This is a genomic window from Pseudomonas sp. VE 267-6A (assembly GCF_024126555.1).
Lineage (GTDB): Bacteria > Pseudomonadota > Gammaproteobacteria > Pseudomonadales > Pseudomonadaceae > Aquipseudomonas > Aquipseudomonas palmensis.
The window spans coordinates 13,949-30,842 of record NZ_JAMYBY010000009.1; the positions used below are offsets into that span (position 1 = coordinate 13,949).

Sequence of the window (16,894 nt, forward strand, 5' to 3'; positions counted from 1 at the left end):
CGAGATTTTTGGGGCCATTTATGCGGATCATCAGTGTGAACGTTAATGGCATTCAGGCTGCAGTCGAGCGTGGTTTGCTCAGCTGGCTACAAGCCCAGAATGCCGACGTCATCTGCCTTCAGGATACCCGCGCCTCGGCCTTTGAACTCGACGACCCAGCTTTCCAGCTCGATGGCTACTTCCTTTATGCCTGCGATGCAGAAGTTCCAGCCCAAGGCGGCGTGGCACTCTACTCGCGTTTGCAGCCCAAGGCAGTCATCAGCGGCCTGGGCTTCGAGACAGCCGATCGCTACGGGCGTTACCTGCAGGCAGATTTCGACAAAGTCAGTATTGCCACCTTGCTGTTGCCTTCGGGCATGAACGGTGACGAAGACCTCAACCAGAAATTCAAGTTGATGGACGACTTCGGCAAATACCTGGACAAGCAGCGCCGCAAGCGTCGCGAGTACATCTACTGCGGCTCGCTGTATGTGGCGCAGCAGAAGCTCGACGTGAAGAACTGGCGCGACGGCCAGCAGTCGCCGGGTTTCCTGGCGCCAGAGCGGGCCTGGATGGACGAGATCGTCGGCAACATGGGCTATGTGGATGCGTTGCGCGAAGTCAGCCGTGAGGGCGACCAGTACAGCTGGTGGCCGGACAACGAGCAGGCCGAGATGCTCAACCTGGGCTGGCGTTTCGACTACCAGCTGCTGACCCCGGGCCTGCGCCGCTTCGTACGAAGCGCTCGCCTGCCGCGTCAGCCACGCTTCTCCCAGCATGCGCCACTGATCGTGGACTATGACTGGACGCTGACGATCTGATCGCTCAGCCACAAAAAAGCCGACTGCGTGTCGGCTTTTTCGTATCTGGCCTTTGGGCCCTTTCGCCGGCAAGGCCGGCTCCTACCGGGTCAACGCAACCGCCGTAGGAGCCGGTCTTGCCGACGAAGCATGTCAGGTCAGCACACGCCAGGCCCACGGATAACGAAAGGCCTTGCCCTGCTTGACCTTGACCGCCGCAATGACGATCAGTACCGCCACCCCCAGCGAGATGATGGTCAGCGCCAGCTTGGCCATCGGTACGGTAAACCCCACCACGCACACCATGCCCAGCAGGGTCATGGTCAGCTGGAAGTTCACCGCCTCCTTGCCCTGGGCGTCGACGTACGGGTCGATGCCGCGCTTGAACCACCACAAGGCCAGCGGCGCGATCAGGTTGGCGAACGGCACCACCATGCCGGCAGCCGCCGCCAGGTGGCACAACATGCCCCAATGACGGGCTGCATCACCGGGCATCGGCGCGTTGGACGGCTCGGCCATGACGACTCCCGATCAGTCCGCCAGCGCGGCCTGCTGCAGTTGGAACAGGTCGGTCATGCCCTTCTGCGCCAGCGCCAGCATGGCGTTGAGCTCTTCAGGCTGGAACGGAGCCCCTTCGGCGGTGCCCTGGACTTCGATGAAACCGCCGGCGCTGGTCATCACCACGTTCAGGTCGGTTTCGGCCGCCGAATCTTCCGGGTAGTCCAGGTCGAGCACCGGCACGCCCTGGTACATGCCGACCGATACGGCCGCAATCATGTGCTTGACCGGGTCGCCGCCCTTCAGGCCGCCACGCTTCTTGACCACGCGCAGGGCGTCGACCAGCGCAACCATGGCACCGGTGATCGACGCGGTACGGGTACCGCCATCGGCCTGGATCACGTCGCAGTCGACGTACAGGGTGATGTCGCCCAGCTTGCTCATGTCCAGCGCGGCGCGCAGCGAGCGGCCGATCAGGCGCTGGATTTCGAGGGTACGACCACCCTGCTTGCCGCGGCTGGCTTCGCGCTGGTTGCGCTCGCCGGTGGCGCGCGGCAGCATGCCGTACTCGGCGGTCAGCCAGCCCTGGCCCTGGCCTTTGAGGAAGCGCGGTACGCCGTTCTCGACGCTGACCGTGCAGATGACTTTGGTGTCTCCGAACTCGACCAGTACAGACCCCTCGGCGTGTTTGGTGTAGTTGCGGGTGATGCGGATCGAGCGCAGCTGATCGGCAACGCGACCACTTGGACGTTTCATTTGGGCTACCTGTACTGGATATGAATCTGCCCGGCATTATAGGGCTACAGGGCCCTCGGTGGACATGCCTGCGGCCAAATGCACGGCCAGCCGATCATCGGCGCACCACGCCACAAGCCCCGATCTGCCCGCGCCGCCCGGTATTTGCGGCGCCCTGCCCGCTGCTTTGTAGCATCAGCGCATTGGGAGCCGGCGCCGCACTGCGTTACAATCCTGCGCCTTTGCAGGCTGTCGGCTTGCTCCCTAATCTGCGAGGTACTTCCCATGGTGCACAGCATGACCGCCTTCGCCCGCGTCGAGCAGGCCGGGACCCAGGGCACACTGATCTGGGAACTGCGCTCGGTCAATCATCGCTACCTCGAGCCGCACCTGCGCCTGCCCGAAGCCCTGCGCGACCTCGAAGGCGCGGTGCGCGAGTCCCTGCGCCAGGGCCTGTCGCGCGGCAAGGTCGAATGTACCCTGCGCTTCAATGAAGAGAACGCCGGCAAGCCGCTGCAGGTCGACCGCGAGCGTGCCGCTCAGCTGGTCGCCGCCGCCGAGACCGTGGCCGGCCTGATCAAGCAGCCCGGTCCCCTCAACCCGCTCGAGGTGCTGGCCTGGCCGGGCGTGCTGGTGGCCGATGCCAGCGACCCGCAGGCGCTCAATGCCGAGGCCATGGGCCTGTTCGAACAGGCCCTCAAGGAGCTCAAGAACGGCCGCAACCGCGAAGGCGCGGAACTCGCCCGACTGATCAACGAGCGCCTCGACAGCATGAGCGAGGAAGTCACCACCCTGCGCGCCCTGGTGCCGCAGATGCTCGCCGCCCAGCGCCAGAAGGTGCTGGACCGCTTTGCCGACATGCAGGCCGAACTCGACCCGCAGCGTCTGGAGCAGGAGATGGTGATGCTGGCGCAGAAGAGCGATGTGGCCGAAGAACTCGACCGCCTCAGCACGCATGTCACCGAAGTGCGCCGCGTGCTCACGTCGGGCGGCGCCGCCGGCCGGCGCCTGGATTTCCTGATGCAGGAACTCAACCGCGAAGCCAACACCCTGGGCTCCAAAGCCTTTGACACACGTAGCACCCAAGCGGCGGTCAACCTCAAGGTTCTGATCGAGCAGATGCGTGAACAAGTACAGAACATCGAGTAAGGCCACCCCTACCATGACCCACAGCAGCGGCACCCTTTTCATCGTCTCGGCCCCTTCGGGCGCCGGCAAGACCAGCCTGGTCAAGGCGCTCACCGACGACCTCAACCACATTCGCGTGTCGGTCTCGCACACCACGCGGGCCATGCGTCCGGGCGAGCATGACGGGGTGAACTACCACTTCGTCGACCGCGCCGAGTTCGACCGCATGATCGCCCAGGGCGACTTCCTGGAGCAGGCCGAAGTCTTCGGCAACTGCTACGGCACCTCGCGCAGCGCACTGCAGCAGACCCTTGACCAGGGCCATGACCTGATCCTGGAAATCGACTGGCAGGGTGCGCAGCAGGTGCGCAAGCTGATGCCCGAGGCGCGTTCGATCTTCATCCTGCCGCCCAGCCAGCAGGCCCTGCGCCAGCGCCTGACCAACCGCGGCACCGACAGTGACGAGATCATCGAAGGGCGCATGCGCGAGGCGGTCAGCGAGATGGTGCATTACGACGAATACGAGTTCGTCATCATCAACGACGACTTCGCCACGGCACTGGACGACCTCAAGGCGGTGTTCCGTGCCAACCGCCTGCAGCGCGGCCAGCAGCAGCAACGTCACAGCGAACTGCTCAGGCAACTGCTTGCCTGAGCAGCGTGCCTCGGCCGCTTAACCGCGGCCGGGCACCGTTGCGTGACGGCGCAGGGTCATGCCCAGGAAGAACGCCGGCGCACGCAGGCGCGACAGCATCATCAGCACCAGGCCCAGCAAGGTGATGATCATCGCGATCACGAACACCAGCCCCAACCCCCCTACATGCGAACCGCTGCCGAACGACGGCGAAGCACTGTCATAGGCTGTCTGCAGGAAGATCACCGAAAGAATGCCGCCGCCCAGCAACGGGCACAGGCCGCGCATCAGGAAGTGACGCAGGCTGTCGGTGAGGCTGTGGCGGAAGTACCACACGCAGGCGAACGCGGTCAGCGAGTAGTAGAAGCAGATCATCATGCCCAGGGCAGTGATGGTGTCGGCCAGCACGTTCTCGCTCAGGGTACGCATGGTGACGTAGAACACGCCGGCGGCCACGCCGGCACAGATGGTGGCATAACGCGGGGTTTTCGAACGCGGGCAGACGCTCGCGAAGCGCTCCGGCACTGCGCCGTAGTACCCCATCGCCAGCAGCGTGCGCGCCGGCGAAACGAAGGTCGACTGCAACGAGGCCGCGGTGCTGGCCAGTACCGCGATCGACATCAGGATCGCCAGTGGCCCCATCACCGGGCCGGCCAGGTGGGCGAAGACGTTTTCCTGGATACGCGGGTTGCCCAGGCCCAGGCCGATATCGCTGATGCCGGCAAACTGCAGGGTGGCAATTGCGGTCACCAGGTACAGGCCTAGAATCAGCAGCACGGTCAGGGTCGCTGCCTTGCCCGGTACGTCATCGCTGCCCACCGATTCTTCGCTGATGCTCAGGCACACGTCCCAGCCCCAGAAGATGAAGATCGACAGCGACAGGCCGGCGGTGAAGGCCGAGAACGACTCCACCCCGAACGGGTTGAACCAGTCCATCTCGAAGGTCAGCGGCGGCGCCTCCGACGACCCGCCGAATGCGGCCATGGCAAAACCCAGCAGCACGATCAGTTGCAGCGCCACCAGGCCGTACTGCACGGTCATGGTGGTGGCGATGCCGCGACAGCAGATCCACACGGCCATGGCGATGAACACGCAACAGGTGGTCACATTGACCAGCAGGTTGTCGGCCAGCGCCGCCACCTCGTGCTTGCCGGTGATCTGCCCGAGGAACAGATAGAAGAAGTCCACCGCCACACCGGCGAGGTTCGACAACACGATGGTGGTGGCGGTGACCAGCCCCCAGCCACCGATCCAGCCGATCATCGGGCCGAAGGCACGTACCGACCAGGTGAACGAGGTGCCGCTGTCGGGTTCGGCGGCATTCAGCTCGCGATAACCCAGCGCCACCAGCAACATGGGCAGGAAACCGACGATGAACACCGCCGGCAGGTGGGCGCCGACTTCGCGTACGGTCGGGCCGAGGGCGCCGGTGAGGGTATACACCGGCGCAATAGTGGAAATGCCCAGCACGATGCTGGCCAGCAGTCCGAGCCGGCCCTTGGCCAGCCCTTTGGATCGCCCGCCCACACCTGGGGACAGGCCTGCTTTGTGTTCGCTCATGAGTAGTTGCCGTCACTATTGGTATTATTTTCCGGGCCCCCCGTGGGGTGCCCGCTATCACTCAATGAAACTTGTTGCAGTGCATCGCCGGCTCAGCCGGGTGACCTCATAGGGCCTTCTCCCGGCGTAGCGCATGGGCGATGCAGGCTTCGCGAAACGCCTCGAACAGGCGCAGCGACACCGGGTTTTCGGCAAAGCGGTATTCCGGGTGCCATTGCACACCGACCACAAAACCTGGGGCGTCATCCATAGACACGGCTTCGATCAGTCCATCGGGAGCCAGGGCTTCGGCGCGCAGGCCGGCGGCCAGGCGATCGATGCCCTGGCTGTGCAGCGAGTTGACCATGAAGCGGGCAGGCAGCCCCATCTGCTCGAATTTCCCCCCGGGCTGGCATGTCACCAGGTGGCGGGGGCTGTATTGCTCTTCCAGCGGCGCATCCTGCGACTCGCGATGGTCCAGGTAGCCTGGCAGCTCCTGCACACGCTGGTGCAAGGTGCCGCCCAGGCTGACGTTGAGTTCCTGGAAGCCCCGGCACACGCAGAACACCGGCACACCCCTGGCAATCGCGGCCTGCAGCAGCGGCAGGGTCAGCCGGTCACGAAACACGTCGTGGCGGGTGCCTTCCACGCTGGGGGCGCCATTGTAATGATGCGGCTCGACATTAGAAGGCGAACCGGTAAAAAGAATGCCATCCAGATGCTCCAGCACAAGATTCGGGTCGCTTGCGACGTCCCGGGCCGGGAGAATCAGCGGCAATCCGGCAAAACCGGCCGCCTCGACATACTTGTCGCCCACGGTATGCGACGAGTTCTTGCCCAGTTGCTGGCGGCAAGCACTCACACCAATCAGGGGCAGCCGCCCTGCGCGCTCGTTCATCGGTTAAGCCTCCGTTGCAGCTTTATCCAGCCATCACACCGTATGCAGGTACCAGTTGTATTCGAGGTCGGAGATCGACACTTCGAACTCCGCCATCTCGCTTTCCTTGCAGGCCACGAAGATGTCGATGTAGTCGGGGCTGATGTACTGGTTCAGCACCTCGCTGTCATCGAGCTCGCGCAGCGCATCGCGCAGGTTGTTCGGCAGGCTCTGCTCCAGTTGCTCGTAGGAGTTGCCCTCGACCGGCTCGCCCGGGTCGACCTTGTTGGTCAGGCCGTGGTGAATGCCGGCCAGGATCGAAGCCATCATCAGGTACGGGTTGGCATCGGCGCCGGCCACGCGGTGCTCGATACGCACGGCATCGCTGCTGCCGGTAGGCACGCGCACGGCCACGGTACGGTTGTCCAGGCCCCAGCTCGGGGCATTGGGCACGTAGAACTGCGCGCCGAAACGGCGGTAGGAGTTCACGTTGGGGCACAGGAAGGCCATCGATGCCGGCATGGTTTCGAGCACGCCGCCGATGGCGTGGCGCAGGGTTTCGCTGTTTTCGGGGTCGTCGGTTGCGAAGATGTTCTTGCCGGTCTTCTTGTCCAGCAGCGAGATGTGCACGTGCAGGCCGTTGCCCGCCTGGCCAGGGTACGGCTTGGCCATGAAGGTGGAGTCCATCTCATGGTCGTAGGCGATGTTCTTGATCAGGCGCTTGAGCAGCACTGCGTAGTCGCAGGCCTTCATCGCGTCAGCCACGTGGTGCAGGTTGACCTCGAACTGCGCCGGGGCGCTTTCCTTGACGATGGCATCGGCCGGGATGCCTTGCTCCTTGGCCGCTTCGAGCATGTCCTGCAGGCAGTCGACATACTCGTCCAGGTCATCGATCAGGTACACCTGGGTCGATTGCGGGCGTTTGCCCGAGATCGGCGAGCGCGGCGGCTGCGGGCGACCGTTCAGGTTGTCCTGGTCGATCAGGTAGAACTCCAGCTCGAACGCGGCGCAGATATCCAGGCCCAGCGCGTCGAACTTCTCCACCACGCCGCGCAGCACTTCGCGCGGGTCGGCGAAGAATGGCGTGCCGTCCAGTTCATGCATGGTCATCAGCAGCTGCGCGGTGGGGCGCTTCTGCCAGGGCTCGAAGCTCAAGGTGCCGGGGATCGGGTAGCAGATACGGTCGGCGTCGCCGATGTCCAGGCCCAGGCCAGTGCTTTCGACGGTGGAACCGTTGATGTCCAGGGCGAACAGCGAAGCCGGCAGGTTGATGCCTTTTTCGTAGACCTTGACCAGGCTCGCACGCTCGATGCGCTTGCCACGCACCACGCCGTTCATGTCTGCAATCAGCAGATCGACAAATTGCACCTCAGGGTGGGCCTTGAGAAATTCACCCATCTCGTCGAGAGGGATGGCGCACGGGGAGACCGACGTCATGGCTAGGCATCCTTTGATTTTTTATCGGGCGGCAATGGAGGAGGTGTTACTGCGCTATCGGGAGCGGCGATGGTTTCATTTGTTCTTTTTAAGGTTCCCATCGTGGGGAATGCCGAACGCCGCGGCATTGCACGGTCGTTCCAGGTTCTGACAACGTCGCGGGTTGATTCACGACTGCCGCCTCACTATAGAATGGCCCCCACGCAACAGACATTGGCATTTAGGCAAGCAAAGAGTGCACCCATGCAATATCAGATCAGTCACGCCGACCTTTCCCTGGTGCTCGCGCTGGTACGCGGACGCTCCCTGGCCAAGGCTGCAGACCTGCTGCGGGTCGATGTGTCGACGGTGTTCCGCTCGATCCGGCGCATGGAGGCCGCACTGGGCACCGCGCTGTTCGTGAAGAGCCGCAAGGGCTACATCCCCACCGGCACCGCCCAGGCCCTGGCCGAGCAGGCCGAACGCGCCGAGCAGGCGCTGGATGCGGCGCGGGTGGCGCTGGAGCACGGCGAACAGGTGGTCAGCGGCACGGTGCGCCTGACCTGTACCGATGCGGTGCTGCACAGCCTGCTGCTGCCGGCCCTGGCCGACTTCATGCCGGCATACCCGGCCCTGTCACTGGAACTGGCGACCTCCAACACCTTCGCCAACCTCAGCCGGCGCGACGCCGACCTGGCGCTGCGCCTGACCAATTCGCCACCCGAGCACCTTGTGGGGCGCTGCCTGGGGGCGGCCTCGTATGTGGTGTGCGGGCGCGAGGAGTACCGCGAGCGGCTGGCCGAGGCCCCGGCCAGCGTGCCCTGGATTGCCCCCGACGACTCCATGCAGGACCACGCCACAGTGGTGTGGCGCAGCCAGCAGTTGCCGGGGGTGATGCCGCGCTATCGCTGCAGCGGAATCGCGGCGATTGCACAGCTGGTGGCGGCCGGGCTGGGGGTGGCTGCCCTGCCCGACTACATGGCCGACACCTTGCCGGGGGTGGAACAGTTGAGCGGTGCCCTGCTCGGGTGCAATACCGAGCTGTGGCTGCTGACCCGCCCCGATTGCCGTGCGCTGCGTTCGGTGCAGACCCTGTTCGACGAATTGACCCCGCGTTTGCGCGGGATGCTGGGGCGCCAGGAGGGTCAGGCCTGACTTTCGGGCCCCTTCGCCGGCAAGGCCGGCTCCCACAAGGCAGGTGCACAGTTCTGCAGGCGCCGACCTGCCGGCCAAGCATTTGAATCCACCCCCACAAGACAGTTGTGCTAGAGCCTCACAACTGGTTATTGTCGGCTTACACAGGTCTCGACGTGAAATCAGCGCTTCCCTAAAGGCTGGTGATTTTTTAAACTATCGAGTCCGCTCGCCCATTCGGGCTGAACACCGCATTTGCTACTGAGGAAGACCATGGCCCGCGTAACCGTTGAAGATTGTCTAGAACACGTGGATAACCGCTTTGAGCTGGTCATGCTGTCTACCAAGCGTGCCCGCCAACTGGCCACCGGCGGCAAAGAGCCGAAAGTGGCGTGGGAAAACGACAAGCCGACCGTCGTCGCCCTGCGCGAAATCGCCGAAGGCATCTGCACCCCAGAATTCATGGCCGAACAGGACATCGTCCACGAAGACCCGGTCTTCGCTGCATTCGGTGAGGACGAGGCCAACGAGGCCGTCTAAGTCCATGCCTGGTCGACGTTGTACGGCGCAGGGCCCACTTTCTCGGCAGGAGCTAACATCGTGCCGAGCATAGACGCCCTCGCCGATCGCCTCTCGACCTACCTCGGCGCCGACCAGGTCAACCTGGTACGCCGGGCGTATTTCTACGCCGAACAAGCCCACGACGGCCAGCGCCGTCGCAGCGGCGAGCCATACGTCACGCACCCGCTGGCGGTGGCAAGCATTCTTGCCGACATGCACATGGACCATCAGAGCCTGATGGCCGCCATGCTGCATGACGTGATCGAAGACACCGGCATCGCCAAGGAAGCCCTCAGTTCCCAATTCGGCGAAACCGTCGCCGAACTGGTCGATGGCGTCAGCAAGCTGACCCAGATGAACTTCGAGACCAAGGCCGAAGCCCAGGCCGAAAACTTCCAGAAGATGGCCATGGCCATGGCCCGCGACATTCGCGTGATCCTGGTCAAGCTGGCCGACCGCCTGCACAACATGCGCACCCTGGAAGTGCTGTCGGGCGAAAAACGCCGGCGCATCGCCAAGGAAACCCTCGAGATCTACGCCCCCATCGCCAACCGCCTGGGCATGCACACCGTGCGCGTCGAGTTCGAGGACCTGGGCTTCAAGGCCATGTACCCGATGCGCTCGGCGCGTATCTACCAGGCAGTCAAGCGTGCCCGCGGCAACCGCAAGGAGCTGGTCAACAAGATCGAGGAATCACTCAGCCACTGCCTGGCCGTGGACGGTATCGAAGGCGAGGTCAGCGGGCGGCAGAAGCACATCTACGGCATCTACAAGAAGATGCGCGGCAAGCGCCGCGCCTTCAACGAGATCATGGACGTGTACGCCTTCCGCATCGTGGTCGACAAGGTCGACACCTGCTATCGCGTGCTCGGCGCCGTGCACAACCTCTACAAGCCGCTGCCGGGGCGCTTCAAGGACTACATCGCGATCCCCAAGGCCAACGGCTACCAGTCGTTGCATACCACCCTGTTCGGTATGCACGGCGTGCCCATCGAGATCCAGATCCGCACCCGCGAGATGGAAGAGATGGCCAACAATGGCATCGCGGCACACTGGCTGTACAAGTCCAGTGACGACGAGCAGCCCAAGGGCACCCATGCCCGGGCGCGCCAGTGGGTCAAGGGCGTGCTGGAAATGCAGCAGCGCGCGGGCAATTCGCTCGAATTCATCGAAAGCGTGAAGATCGACCTGTTCCCGGACGAGGTCTACGTGTTCACGCCCAAGGGCCGCATCATGGAGCTGCCAAAGGGCTCCACGGCGGTCGACTTTGCCTACGCGGTGCATACCGACGTCGGCAACAGCTGCATCGCGTGCCGCATCAACCGCCGCCTGGCACCGCTGTCCGAACCGCTGCAGAGCGGCTCGACGGTCGAGATCGTCAGCGCCCCGGGCGCACGACCGAACCCTGCCTGGCTGAACTTCGTGGTCACCGGCAAGGCGCGCACCCATATCCGCCATGCCCTGAAGCTGCAGCGCCGCTCCGAATCGATCAACCTGGGCGAGCGCCTGCTCAACAAGGTGCTCAACGGTTTCGACAGCGCGCTGGACAAGATCCCCCAGGAGCGCATCCAGGCCATGCTGGCCGAGTATCGCCTCGAAGTGATCGAAGACCTGCTCGAAGACATCGGCCTGGGCAACCGCATGGCCTACGTAGTGGCGCGCCGCCTGCTCTCCAGCGAAGGCGAGCAGTTGCCCAACCCCGAGGGTCCGCTGGCCATTCGCGGCACCGAGGGCCTGGTGCTCAGCTACGCCAAGTGCTGCACGCCGATTCCGGGCGACCCGATCGTCGGGCACCTGTCGGCGGGCAAGGGCATGGTGGTGCACCTGGAGAACTGCCGCAACATCAGCGAAATTCGCCACAACCCGGAAAAATGCATCCAGCTGTCCTGGGCCAAGGATGTCACCGGCGAATTCAATGTCGAGCTGCGCGTCGAGCTGGAACACCAGCGCGGCCTGATTGCCCTGCTGGCCAGCAGCGTCAACGCCGCCGACGGCAACATCGAGAAGATCAGCATGGACGAACGTGATGGCCGCATCAGCGTGGTCCAGCTGGTGGTCAGCGTGCACGACCGTGTGCACCTGGCCCGCGTGATCAAGAAACTGCGTGCCCTGACCGGGGTGATTCGCATCACCCGCATGCGCACGTAGCCCTCCCCCTGCAAGGAGTCACCATGACCAAGACCGTCATCACCAGCGACAAGGCCCCAGCGGCCATCGGCACCTACTCCCAGGCGATCAAGGCCGGCAATACCGTATACATGTCGGGCCAGATCCCGCTGGACCCGAAAACCATGGAGCTGGTCGAAGGCTTCGAAGCCCAGACCGTACAGGTGTTCGAAAACCTCAAAGCCGTGGCCGAAGCTGCCGGCGGCTCGTTCAAGGACATCGTCAAGCTGAACATCTTCCTGACCGACCTGAGCCACTTCGCCAAGGTCAACGAGGTCATGGGCCGCTACTTCGAACAGCCCTACCCTGCCCGCGCCGCCATCGGCGTCGCTGCGCTGCCACGCGGCTCGCAGGTTGAAATGGACGCGATCCTGGTCCTCGAGTAATACCTCGCGCGGCGGGCCGGCCGGCTCGCCGCCGCACTGTTCTGGAAGGACCCCGCCATGCGCCACGCGCTTGCCCTGGCTCTGGCCGCCGCACTGTTGAGCGGCTGCGCCAGCCACAAACCCGAAGACTACAACGGCATCTGGATCAACCAGCAGGCCATCGATGCTGCCGCCAAAGGCGTGAGCCTGCGCAAGGCGCTGCAGGACAGCGGCGGCAACCTGGAATGGAAGGTCAACGTCGCGGCCGAACAGGCCAGCTACACCAACGGTTTCGAGATCGTCGAAGGCCAGCTCAAGGCCGGCGAAAAACAGCGGGACGTGGTATTCCCGGGGAATGAGATACAGACGCTGAGCCTGGATGGCGACGAACTGGTGCAGCACGCCACCCCGATGGCGCCGCAGCACAGCTTCCAGAAGGCCAGCTCTCCCGCCCCAATGGAAGCCCGCACCGGGACCACCTTCGAGCAGGCGCTGTACGGCGCCTACCTGAAGGGTGACTGGAAGGTGATCGAGGGCCCTGGTCAGGGCAATGTCGTGCGCTTCGGCGACACGGGCAGTGTCGAGGGCCTGCCCAATCTGGACCGCTACGCACTGTGCCTGGCCGGCGACTGCGCCAGCATGAGCGGCGAGTACGACAGCCTGTGGCTGGAGCGCAACCAGCAGGGCAACCCGTGGATCTTCAAGCGTGATGGCAAGACGCTGGAAATCCTGCGTGCCCTCAACAGCGCCCAGCCAGACGAGATGCCGCAGCTGTATCCCGGCGCCCGGCAATGGCTGCTCGAGCGCGACTGATCCGGTGAGCCCTCAGGGTTGCGCCGCAAGAATCGCCGCGTAGCCTTCCTTGTAGCTCGGGTACTGTGGCACCCAGCCCAGTGCCCGGGCACGCGCATTGCTGCAGCGCTTGCTGCCGGTGCGCCGCACACGCTGCTGCTCCGACCAATGCGTGACGCCCATGTACTCGCGCAACCAGGCCACCACGTCGGCCAATGGCGCCGGCGCATCGTCCACCCCGATGTAGCAGTCCTCCAGCGCACGCCCTGCCGCATCGGCCTTGAGCAGGAAGGCCAGCAGCCCTGCCGCGTCCTCGGCATGGATGCGGTTGCCGTACAGCGGCGGCTCTTCGGTCACCCGATACCCCTGGCGCACCTGGCTGAGCAGCCATTCGCGGCCCGGCCCGTAGATACCGGTCAGGCGCACGATGCTGGCCGGAATGCCGCTGGCCAGTGCCAGCTGTTCGGCCTGGAGCATGACCTGCCCCGAATAACCTGACGGCAAGGTGGCGGCGGTTTCATCGATCCACTCGCCGTCCTGCTGGGCGAACACACTGCTGCTGGACACGAACAGCAGGCGCTGCGGTCGCTGGCCACGCTCGGCCAGCCAGCCCAGTACATGCTTGAGGCCCTGTACATAAGCCGCCTGATAGCCCGCCTCGTCATGCTGGCTGGCGGCCACGCAGTACACCAGGTAGTCGGGTGCGACCAAAGGCCAATCGGTCGGGCACTGCGGGTTTTCCAGGTCTGCCGCGATGCCGGCAACCCCCACGGGCAAGGCCGCCACATTTCTGCGCAAACCGCTTACCGACCAGCCAAGGCCCAGCAATTGCTGGGCCAGACGGCCACCCACATCGCCGCAACCGACGATCAGAACTGAAGGCGAAGACATCCGCACACTCCGTCAGACAAAGCCACAGCCTATCTGTGGAAATCGATAGGCGGCTAGTTAATATGCAAAAAAAGATACTGTGTATCTTCTGTTAACAAGAATTACTTGCAATAATGGCCGCCCAAATTTTGTTCTCGGCCCGACTCGAGGCCTGGAAGGACAACCACCCATTTCTTCTTCATCAGGTCCGGCCAGCATGACACGTATTCAACCTTCCGCTTCGCCAACCCTGTCGCGCGCCTGGCGCGCCATTGCCGCGCTGATGTTCAGCCTGGTACTGGCCCCCGCCGCCATGGCCGATGAGCCCGCCGCACAGAACGCCACACCGGCCGCCGCCGTTGCCCCTGCCGATGCTACCCCGGCCGCACCTGCTGCCCCGGGCGCCGAGCCTGCGGATGCCGCCGCCGCGCCGGGCGCTGCCCCTGTCGAAGGCCAGGCCGACGACGCCACCCAAGCGCTGGTCGAAGACACCAGCCTGGGCATGGCCCACGACCTGTCGCCATGGGGCATGTACCAGAACGCCGACATCGTGGTGAAGATCGTGATGATCGGCCTGGCCATCGCCTCGCTGATCACCTGGACCATCTGGATTGCCAAGGGCTTCGAACTGATGGGCGCCAAGCGCCGCCTGCGTTCTGAAATCGCCCTGCTGAAGAAGGCCACCAGCATCAAGGACGCCAGCGAAACCGCCGACAAGCCCGGCACCCTGGCACACCTGCTGGTGCACGATGCGCTCGAGGAAATGCACCTGTCGGCCAATGCCCGTGAAAAAGAAGGCATCAAGGAGCGCGTGAGCTTCCGCCTCGAGCGCCTGGTCGCGGCCAGCGGTCGCAACATGAGCAGCGGTACCGGCGTGCTTGCCACCATCGGCTCCACCGCTCCGTTCGTCGGTCTGTTCGGTACCGTGTGGGGCATCATGAACAGCTTCATCGGCATCGCCAAGACCCAGACCACCAACCTCGCGGTAGTTGCACCCGGTATCGCCGAGGCCCTGCTGGCCACCGCCCTGGGCCTGGTTGCCGCGATCCCCGCAGTGGTCATCTACAACGTCTTCGCCCGTTCCATCGCCGGTTACAAGGCACAGGTTTCCGACGCTTCGGCGCACGTGCTGCTGCTGGTCAGCCGCGACCTGGACCACCAGCCAGGCGAGCGTTCTGCTGCGCCACACATGGTGAAAGTGGGGTAAACCATGGGCCTGCATCTTAACGAGGGCGGCGACGATCTCGCCGAGAACCACGAAATCAACGTCACGCCGTTCATCGACGTGATGCTGGTACTGCTGATCATCTTCATGGTGGCGGCGCCCCTGGCCACGGTCGACATCAAGGTCGACCTGCCGGCCTCGACCGCCAAGCCCGTGCCCAGGCCGGAGAAGCCGGTGTTCCTCAGCGTCAAGGCCGACCAGAACCTGTACGTCGGCGACGATCAGGTGCAACGCGACCAGCTGGGCGCGGTACTGGACGCCAAGACCAAGGGCGACAAGGACACCACCATCTTCTTCCAGGCTGACAAGGGCGTCGATTACGGCGACCTGATGGAAGTCATGAACACCCTGCGCGCAGCCGGCTACTTGAAGGTCGGCCTGGTGGGACTTGAGACGGCAGCCAAGAAATGACCAATACGCGGCATAAACTGGCGCGCTACGGCGTCAGCCTGGCGATTGTGCTGGCCGTGCATGCCGTTGCCGTGGTGCTGATGCTCAACTGGTCGGTGCCCCAGGCAATCGAACTGCCGCCTGCGGCGATGATGATCGAGATGGCGCCGATGCCCGAGCCGGCCCCACCACCGCCACCGAAGGTCGTGGCCCCGCCACAGCCGCCGACGCCGGTCGAGGAGCCACCACTGCCCAAGGTGGCAGAAGCGCCCAAACCGAAAATCGCGATACCCAAGCCACCGCCCAAGCCCAAGGCCAAGCCCCAGCCTCCGAAACCGGAGAAAAAACCGGAGCCGCCGCAGGACAAGCCGGTCGACCAGGAAACCGTGGATTCCCCGCCAAGCAACGCTCCGGCGCAGAAATCCGCAGCACCGGCGCCAAGCATCGCCGCCAACAGCAATGCCCTGCCGACCTGGCAGAGCGACCTGTTGCGTCACCTTGGCAAGTACAAGCGCTACCCGGAAGACGCGCGTCGGCGGGGCCTGCAGGGCATCAACCGGCTGCGCTTCGTGGTCGACGCCGAAGGCAAGATCCTATCGTACTCGCTGGCCGGTGGTTCAGGCAGCGCGGCACTGGACCGGGCAACCCTGGAAATGATCCGCAAGGCTCAACCCGTGCCCAAGCCGCCTCAGGAACTGCTCAACAACGGCAGTATCGAAGTGGTCGCGCCGTTCGTGTACTCGCTGGACAAGAAACGCTGAGTTGTTTGTTTCTGTCACACGCACGCAAGTCTGATAACGTGCGTCTATCGATTGCAGCCGCTATGCTGGGCTCGCAACTTCATGGACGCACGTTATGACCCTCACAGAATTGCGCTACATCGTCACCCTCGCTCAGGAACAGCACTTCGGCCACGCGGCCGAGCGTTGCCACGTCAGCCAGCCGACCCTGTCGGTGGGCGTGAAGAAGCTGGAGGACGAGCTGGGCGTGCTGATCTTCGAGCGCAGCAAGAGCGCGGTGCGCCTGACCCCGGTCGGCGAAGGCATCGTGGCCCAGGCGCAGAAGGTACTGGAGCAGGCCCAGGGCATCCGTGAACTGGCCCAGGCCGGCAAGAACCAGCTGACCGCGCCGCTCAAGGTGGGGGCCATCTATACCGTCGGCCCGTACCTGTTCCCGCACCTGATTCCGCAACTGCACCGGGTTGCCCCGCAGATGCCGTTGTACATCGAAGAAAACTTCACCCATATCCTGCGTGACAAGCTGCGCAACGGCGAGCTGGATGCGGTGATCATCGCCCTGCCGTTCAATGAAGCCGACGTGCTGACGCTGCCGCTGTACGACGAGCCGTTCTACGTGCTGATGCCCAGCGAGCATCCCTGGACAAAGAAAGAGACCATCGACGCCAGCCTGCTCAACGACAAGAGCCTGCTGTTGCTCGGCGAAGGCCACTGCTTCCGCGACCAGGTGCTGGAGGCCTGCCCGACCCTGACCAAGGGCAACGACGGCGCCAAGCACACCACGGTGGAGTCCAGCTCGCTGGAAACCATCCGCCACATGGTCGCCTCGGGGCTGGGCGTGTCGATCCTGCCGCTGTCGGCCGTGCACAGCCATCACTACGCGCCGGGCATCATCGAAGTCCGCCCATTGAGCCCGCCGGCACCGTTTCGCACCGTGGCGATCGCCTGGCGCGCGAGCTTCCCGCGGCCCAAGGCCATCGAGATTCTGGCCGACTCGATCCGCCTGTGTTCGGTGGCCAAGCCACCCGCCGCACCTTAGGGCCCGAGC

18 protein-coding genes are annotated in these 16,894 nt (G+C 64.2%); 12 read left to right on the forward strand and 6 right to left on the reverse strand.

Translation table 11 applies throughout. The features are described 5' to 3' along the window. The first annotated feature begins 20 nt into the window (after positions 1-20). Positions 21-800, forward strand: a complete 780-nt coding sequence (locus NJH59_RS12015) for an exodeoxyribonuclease III (protein WP_043859862.1) — start codon at positions 21-23, stop codon at positions 798-800. Positions 801-932: 132 nt separating this feature from the next. Here the strand turns inward: NJH59_RS12015 and NJH59_RS12020 are convergent, their stop codons facing one another. Then, positions 933-1,298 carry a DUF4870 domain-containing protein gene (locus tag NJH59_RS12020; protein ID WP_043861577.1) on the reverse strand — a complete coding sequence of 122 codons (366 nt, stop codon included), beginning with the start codon at positions 1,296-1,298 and terminating at the stop codon, positions 933-935. A 12-nt stretch (positions 1,299-1,310) separates the two neighbouring features. After that, a complete protein-coding gene (rph, locus tag NJH59_RS12025; protein WP_043861576.1) occupies positions 1,311-2,033 on the reverse strand; it encodes a ribonuclease PH in 723 nt (240 codons plus the stop codon). 264 nt (positions 2,034-2,297) lie between these two features. Here rph and NJH59_RS12030 point away from each other — a divergent pair, with 264 nt between their 5' ends. Then, a complete protein-coding gene (locus NJH59_RS12030; RefSeq protein WP_043861575.1) occupies positions 2,298-3,161 on the forward strand; it encodes a YicC/YloC family endoribonuclease in 864 nt (287 codons plus the stop codon). Positions 3,162-3,174: 13 nt separating this feature from the next. Beyond that, on the forward strand, positions 3,175-3,795 hold the full coding sequence (gene gmk, locus NJH59_RS12035; protein WP_043861574.1) for a guanylate kinase: 621 nt from the start codon (positions 3,175-3,177) through the stop codon (positions 3,793-3,795). Between the two features lie 18 nt (positions 3,796-3,813). On the opposite strand, the gene NJH59_RS12040 is transcribed toward gmk, so the two are convergent. The 3 genes from NJH59_RS12040 to NJH59_RS12050 all read right to left on the reverse strand — a co-directional run bounded on the left by NJH59_RS12040 (position 3,814) and on the right by NJH59_RS12050 (position 7,627). Beyond that, positions 3,814-5,334, reverse strand: a complete 1,521-nt coding sequence (locus tag NJH59_RS12040) for an APC family permease (protein WP_043861573.1) — start codon at positions 5,332-5,334, stop codon at positions 3,814-3,816. A 106-nt stretch (positions 5,335-5,440) separates the two neighbouring features. After that, the gene (locus tag NJH59_RS12045) at positions 5,441-6,211 is read right to left on the reverse strand and encodes a gamma-glutamyl-gamma-aminobutyrate hydrolase family protein (RefSeq protein WP_054916675.1); all 771 of its coding nucleotides are present in this window, start codon (positions 6,209-6,211) and stop codon (positions 5,441-5,443) included. A 33-nt stretch (positions 6,212-6,244) separates the two neighbouring features. Then, on the reverse strand, positions 6,245-7,627 hold the full coding sequence (locus tag NJH59_RS12050; RefSeq protein ID WP_043861571.1) for a glutamine synthetase family protein: 1,383 nt from the start codon (positions 7,625-7,627) through the stop codon (positions 6,245-6,247). Between the two features lie 243 nt (positions 7,628-7,870). On the opposite strand from NJH59_RS12050, the gene NJH59_RS12055 reads away from it, so the two are divergent. From NJH59_RS12055 to NJH59_RS12075, 5 genes are all read left to right on the forward strand, one after another. After that, on the forward strand, positions 7,871-8,761 hold the full coding sequence (locus NJH59_RS12055) for a LysR family transcriptional regulator (protein ID WP_253086832.1): 891 nt from the start codon (positions 7,871-7,873) through the stop codon (positions 8,759-8,761). A gap of 252 nt (positions 8,762-9,013) precedes the next feature. Beyond that, entirely contained in the window at positions 9,014-9,280 is a 267-nt protein-coding gene (gene rpoZ, locus NJH59_RS12060) for a DNA-directed RNA polymerase subunit omega (RefSeq protein WP_043861569.1), read from the forward strand. Between the two features lie 60 nt (positions 9,281-9,340). Next, positions 9,341-11,449 (forward strand): bifunctional GTP diphosphokinase/guanosine-3',5'-bis pyrophosphate 3'-pyrophosphohydrolase, encoded by a 2,109-nt coding sequence (gene spoT / locus NJH59_RS12065; RefSeq protein WP_043861568.1) that lies wholly within the window; start codon positions 9,341-9,343, stop codon positions 11,447-11,449. A 23-nt stretch (positions 11,450-11,472) separates the two neighbouring features. Beyond that, the gene (locus NJH59_RS12070) at positions 11,473-11,853 is read left to right on the forward strand and encodes a RidA family protein (protein WP_043861567.1); all 381 of its coding nucleotides are present in this window, start codon (positions 11,473-11,475) and stop codon (positions 11,851-11,853) included. A gap of 57 nt (positions 11,854-11,910) precedes the next feature. Then, positions 11,911-12,645 carry a hypothetical protein gene (locus NJH59_RS12075; RefSeq protein ID WP_043861566.1) on the forward strand — a complete coding sequence of 245 codons (735 nt, stop codon included), beginning with the start codon at positions 11,911-11,913 and terminating at the stop codon, positions 12,643-12,645. 12 nt (positions 12,646-12,657) lie between these two features. Here the strand turns inward: NJH59_RS12075 and NJH59_RS12080 are convergent, their stop codons facing one another. Then, complete coding sequence (locus NJH59_RS12080; protein WP_253086833.1) at positions 12,658-13,515, reverse strand: SDR family oxidoreductase; 858 nt, start codon at positions 13,513-13,515, stop codon at positions 12,658-12,660. Between the two features lie 196 nt (positions 13,516-13,711). On the opposite strand from NJH59_RS12080, the gene exbB reads away from it, so the two are divergent. The 4 genes from exbB to NJH59_RS12100 all read left to right on the forward strand — a co-directional run bounded on the left by exbB (position 13,712) and on the right by NJH59_RS12100 (position 16,885). Beyond that, positions 13,712-14,701, forward strand: coding sequence for a tonB-system energizer ExbB (gene exbB, locus NJH59_RS12085; protein WP_043861564.1), 990 nt, complete (start codon positions 13,712-13,714; stop codon positions 14,699-14,701). 3 nt (positions 14,702-14,704) lie between these two features. Then, on the forward strand, positions 14,705-15,130 hold the full coding sequence (gene exbD / locus NJH59_RS12090; RefSeq protein WP_043861563.1) for a TonB system transport protein ExbD: 426 nt from the start codon (positions 14,705-14,707) through the stop codon (positions 15,128-15,130). Further along, complete coding sequence (locus tag NJH59_RS12095; RefSeq protein WP_043861562.1) at positions 15,127-15,870, forward strand: energy transducer TonB; 744 nt, start codon at positions 15,127-15,129, stop codon at positions 15,868-15,870. The genes exbD and NJH59_RS12095 overlap by 4 nt, the downstream gene beginning before the upstream one ends. A gap of 94 nt (positions 15,871-15,964) precedes the next feature. Continuing rightward, on the forward strand, positions 15,965-16,885 hold the full coding sequence (locus tag NJH59_RS12100) for a hydrogen peroxide-inducible genes activator (protein WP_043861561.1): 921 nt from the start codon (positions 15,965-15,967) through the stop codon (positions 16,883-16,885). Positions 16,886-16,894: the final 9 nt, after the last annotated feature.

Coding starts and splice junctions, on each gene's coding strand:
- NJH59_RS12015 (WP_043859862.1), top strand. CDS start 21: ATGCGGATCATCAGTGTGAACGTTAATGGCATTCAGGCTGCAGTCGAG.
- NJH59_RS12020 (WP_043861577.1), bottom strand. CDS start 1,298: ATGGCCGAGCCGTCCAACGCGCCGATGCCCGGTGATGCAGCCCGTCAT.
- rph (WP_043861576.1), bottom strand. CDS start 2,033: ATGAAACGTCCAAGTGGTCGCGTTGCCGATCAGCTGCGCTCGATCCGC.
- NJH59_RS12030 (WP_043861575.1), top strand. CDS start 2,298: ATGGTGCACAGCATGACCGCCTTCGCCCGCGTCGAGCAGGCCGGGACC.
- gmk (WP_043861574.1), top strand. CDS start 3,175: ATGACCCACAGCAGCGGCACCCTTTTCATCGTCTCGGCCCCTTCGGGC.
- NJH59_RS12040 (WP_043861573.1), bottom strand. CDS start 5,334: ATGAGCGAACACAAAGCAGGCCTGTCCCCAGGTGTGGGCGGGCGATCC.
- NJH59_RS12045 (WP_054916675.1), bottom strand. CDS start 6,211: ATGAACGAGCGCGCAGGGCGGCTGCCCCTGATTGGTGTGAGTGCTTGC.
- NJH59_RS12050 (WP_043861571.1), bottom strand. CDS start 7,627: ATGACGTCGGTCTCCCCGTGCGCCATCCCTCTCGACGAGATGGGTGAA.
- NJH59_RS12055 (WP_253086832.1), top strand. CDS start 7,871: ATGCAATATCAGATCAGTCACGCCGACCTTTCCCTGGTGCTCGCGCTG.
- rpoZ (WP_043861569.1), top strand. CDS start 9,014: ATGGCCCGCGTAACCGTTGAAGATTGTCTAGAACACGTGGATAACCGC.
- NJH59_RS12070 (WP_043861567.1), top strand. CDS start 11,473: ATGACCAAGACCGTCATCACCAGCGACAAGGCCCCAGCGGCCATCGGC.
- NJH59_RS12075 (WP_043861566.1), top strand. CDS start 11,911: ATGCGCCACGCGCTTGCCCTGGCTCTGGCCGCCGCACTGTTGAGCGGC.
- NJH59_RS12080 (WP_253086833.1), bottom strand. CDS start 13,515: ATGTCTTCGCCTTCAGTTCTGATCGTCGGTTGCGGCGATGTGGGTGGC.
- exbB (WP_043861564.1), top strand. CDS start 13,712: ATGACACGTATTCAACCTTCCGCTTCGCCAACCCTGTCGCGCGCCTGG.
- exbD (WP_043861563.1), top strand. CDS start 14,705: ATGGGCCTGCATCTTAACGAGGGCGGCGACGATCTCGCCGAGAACCAC.
- NJH59_RS12095 (WP_043861562.1), top strand. CDS start 15,127: ATGACCAATACGCGGCATAAACTGGCGCGCTACGGCGTCAGCCTGGCG.
- NJH59_RS12100 (WP_043861561.1), top strand. CDS start 15,965: ATGACCCTCACAGAATTGCGCTACATCGTCACCCTCGCTCAGGAACAG.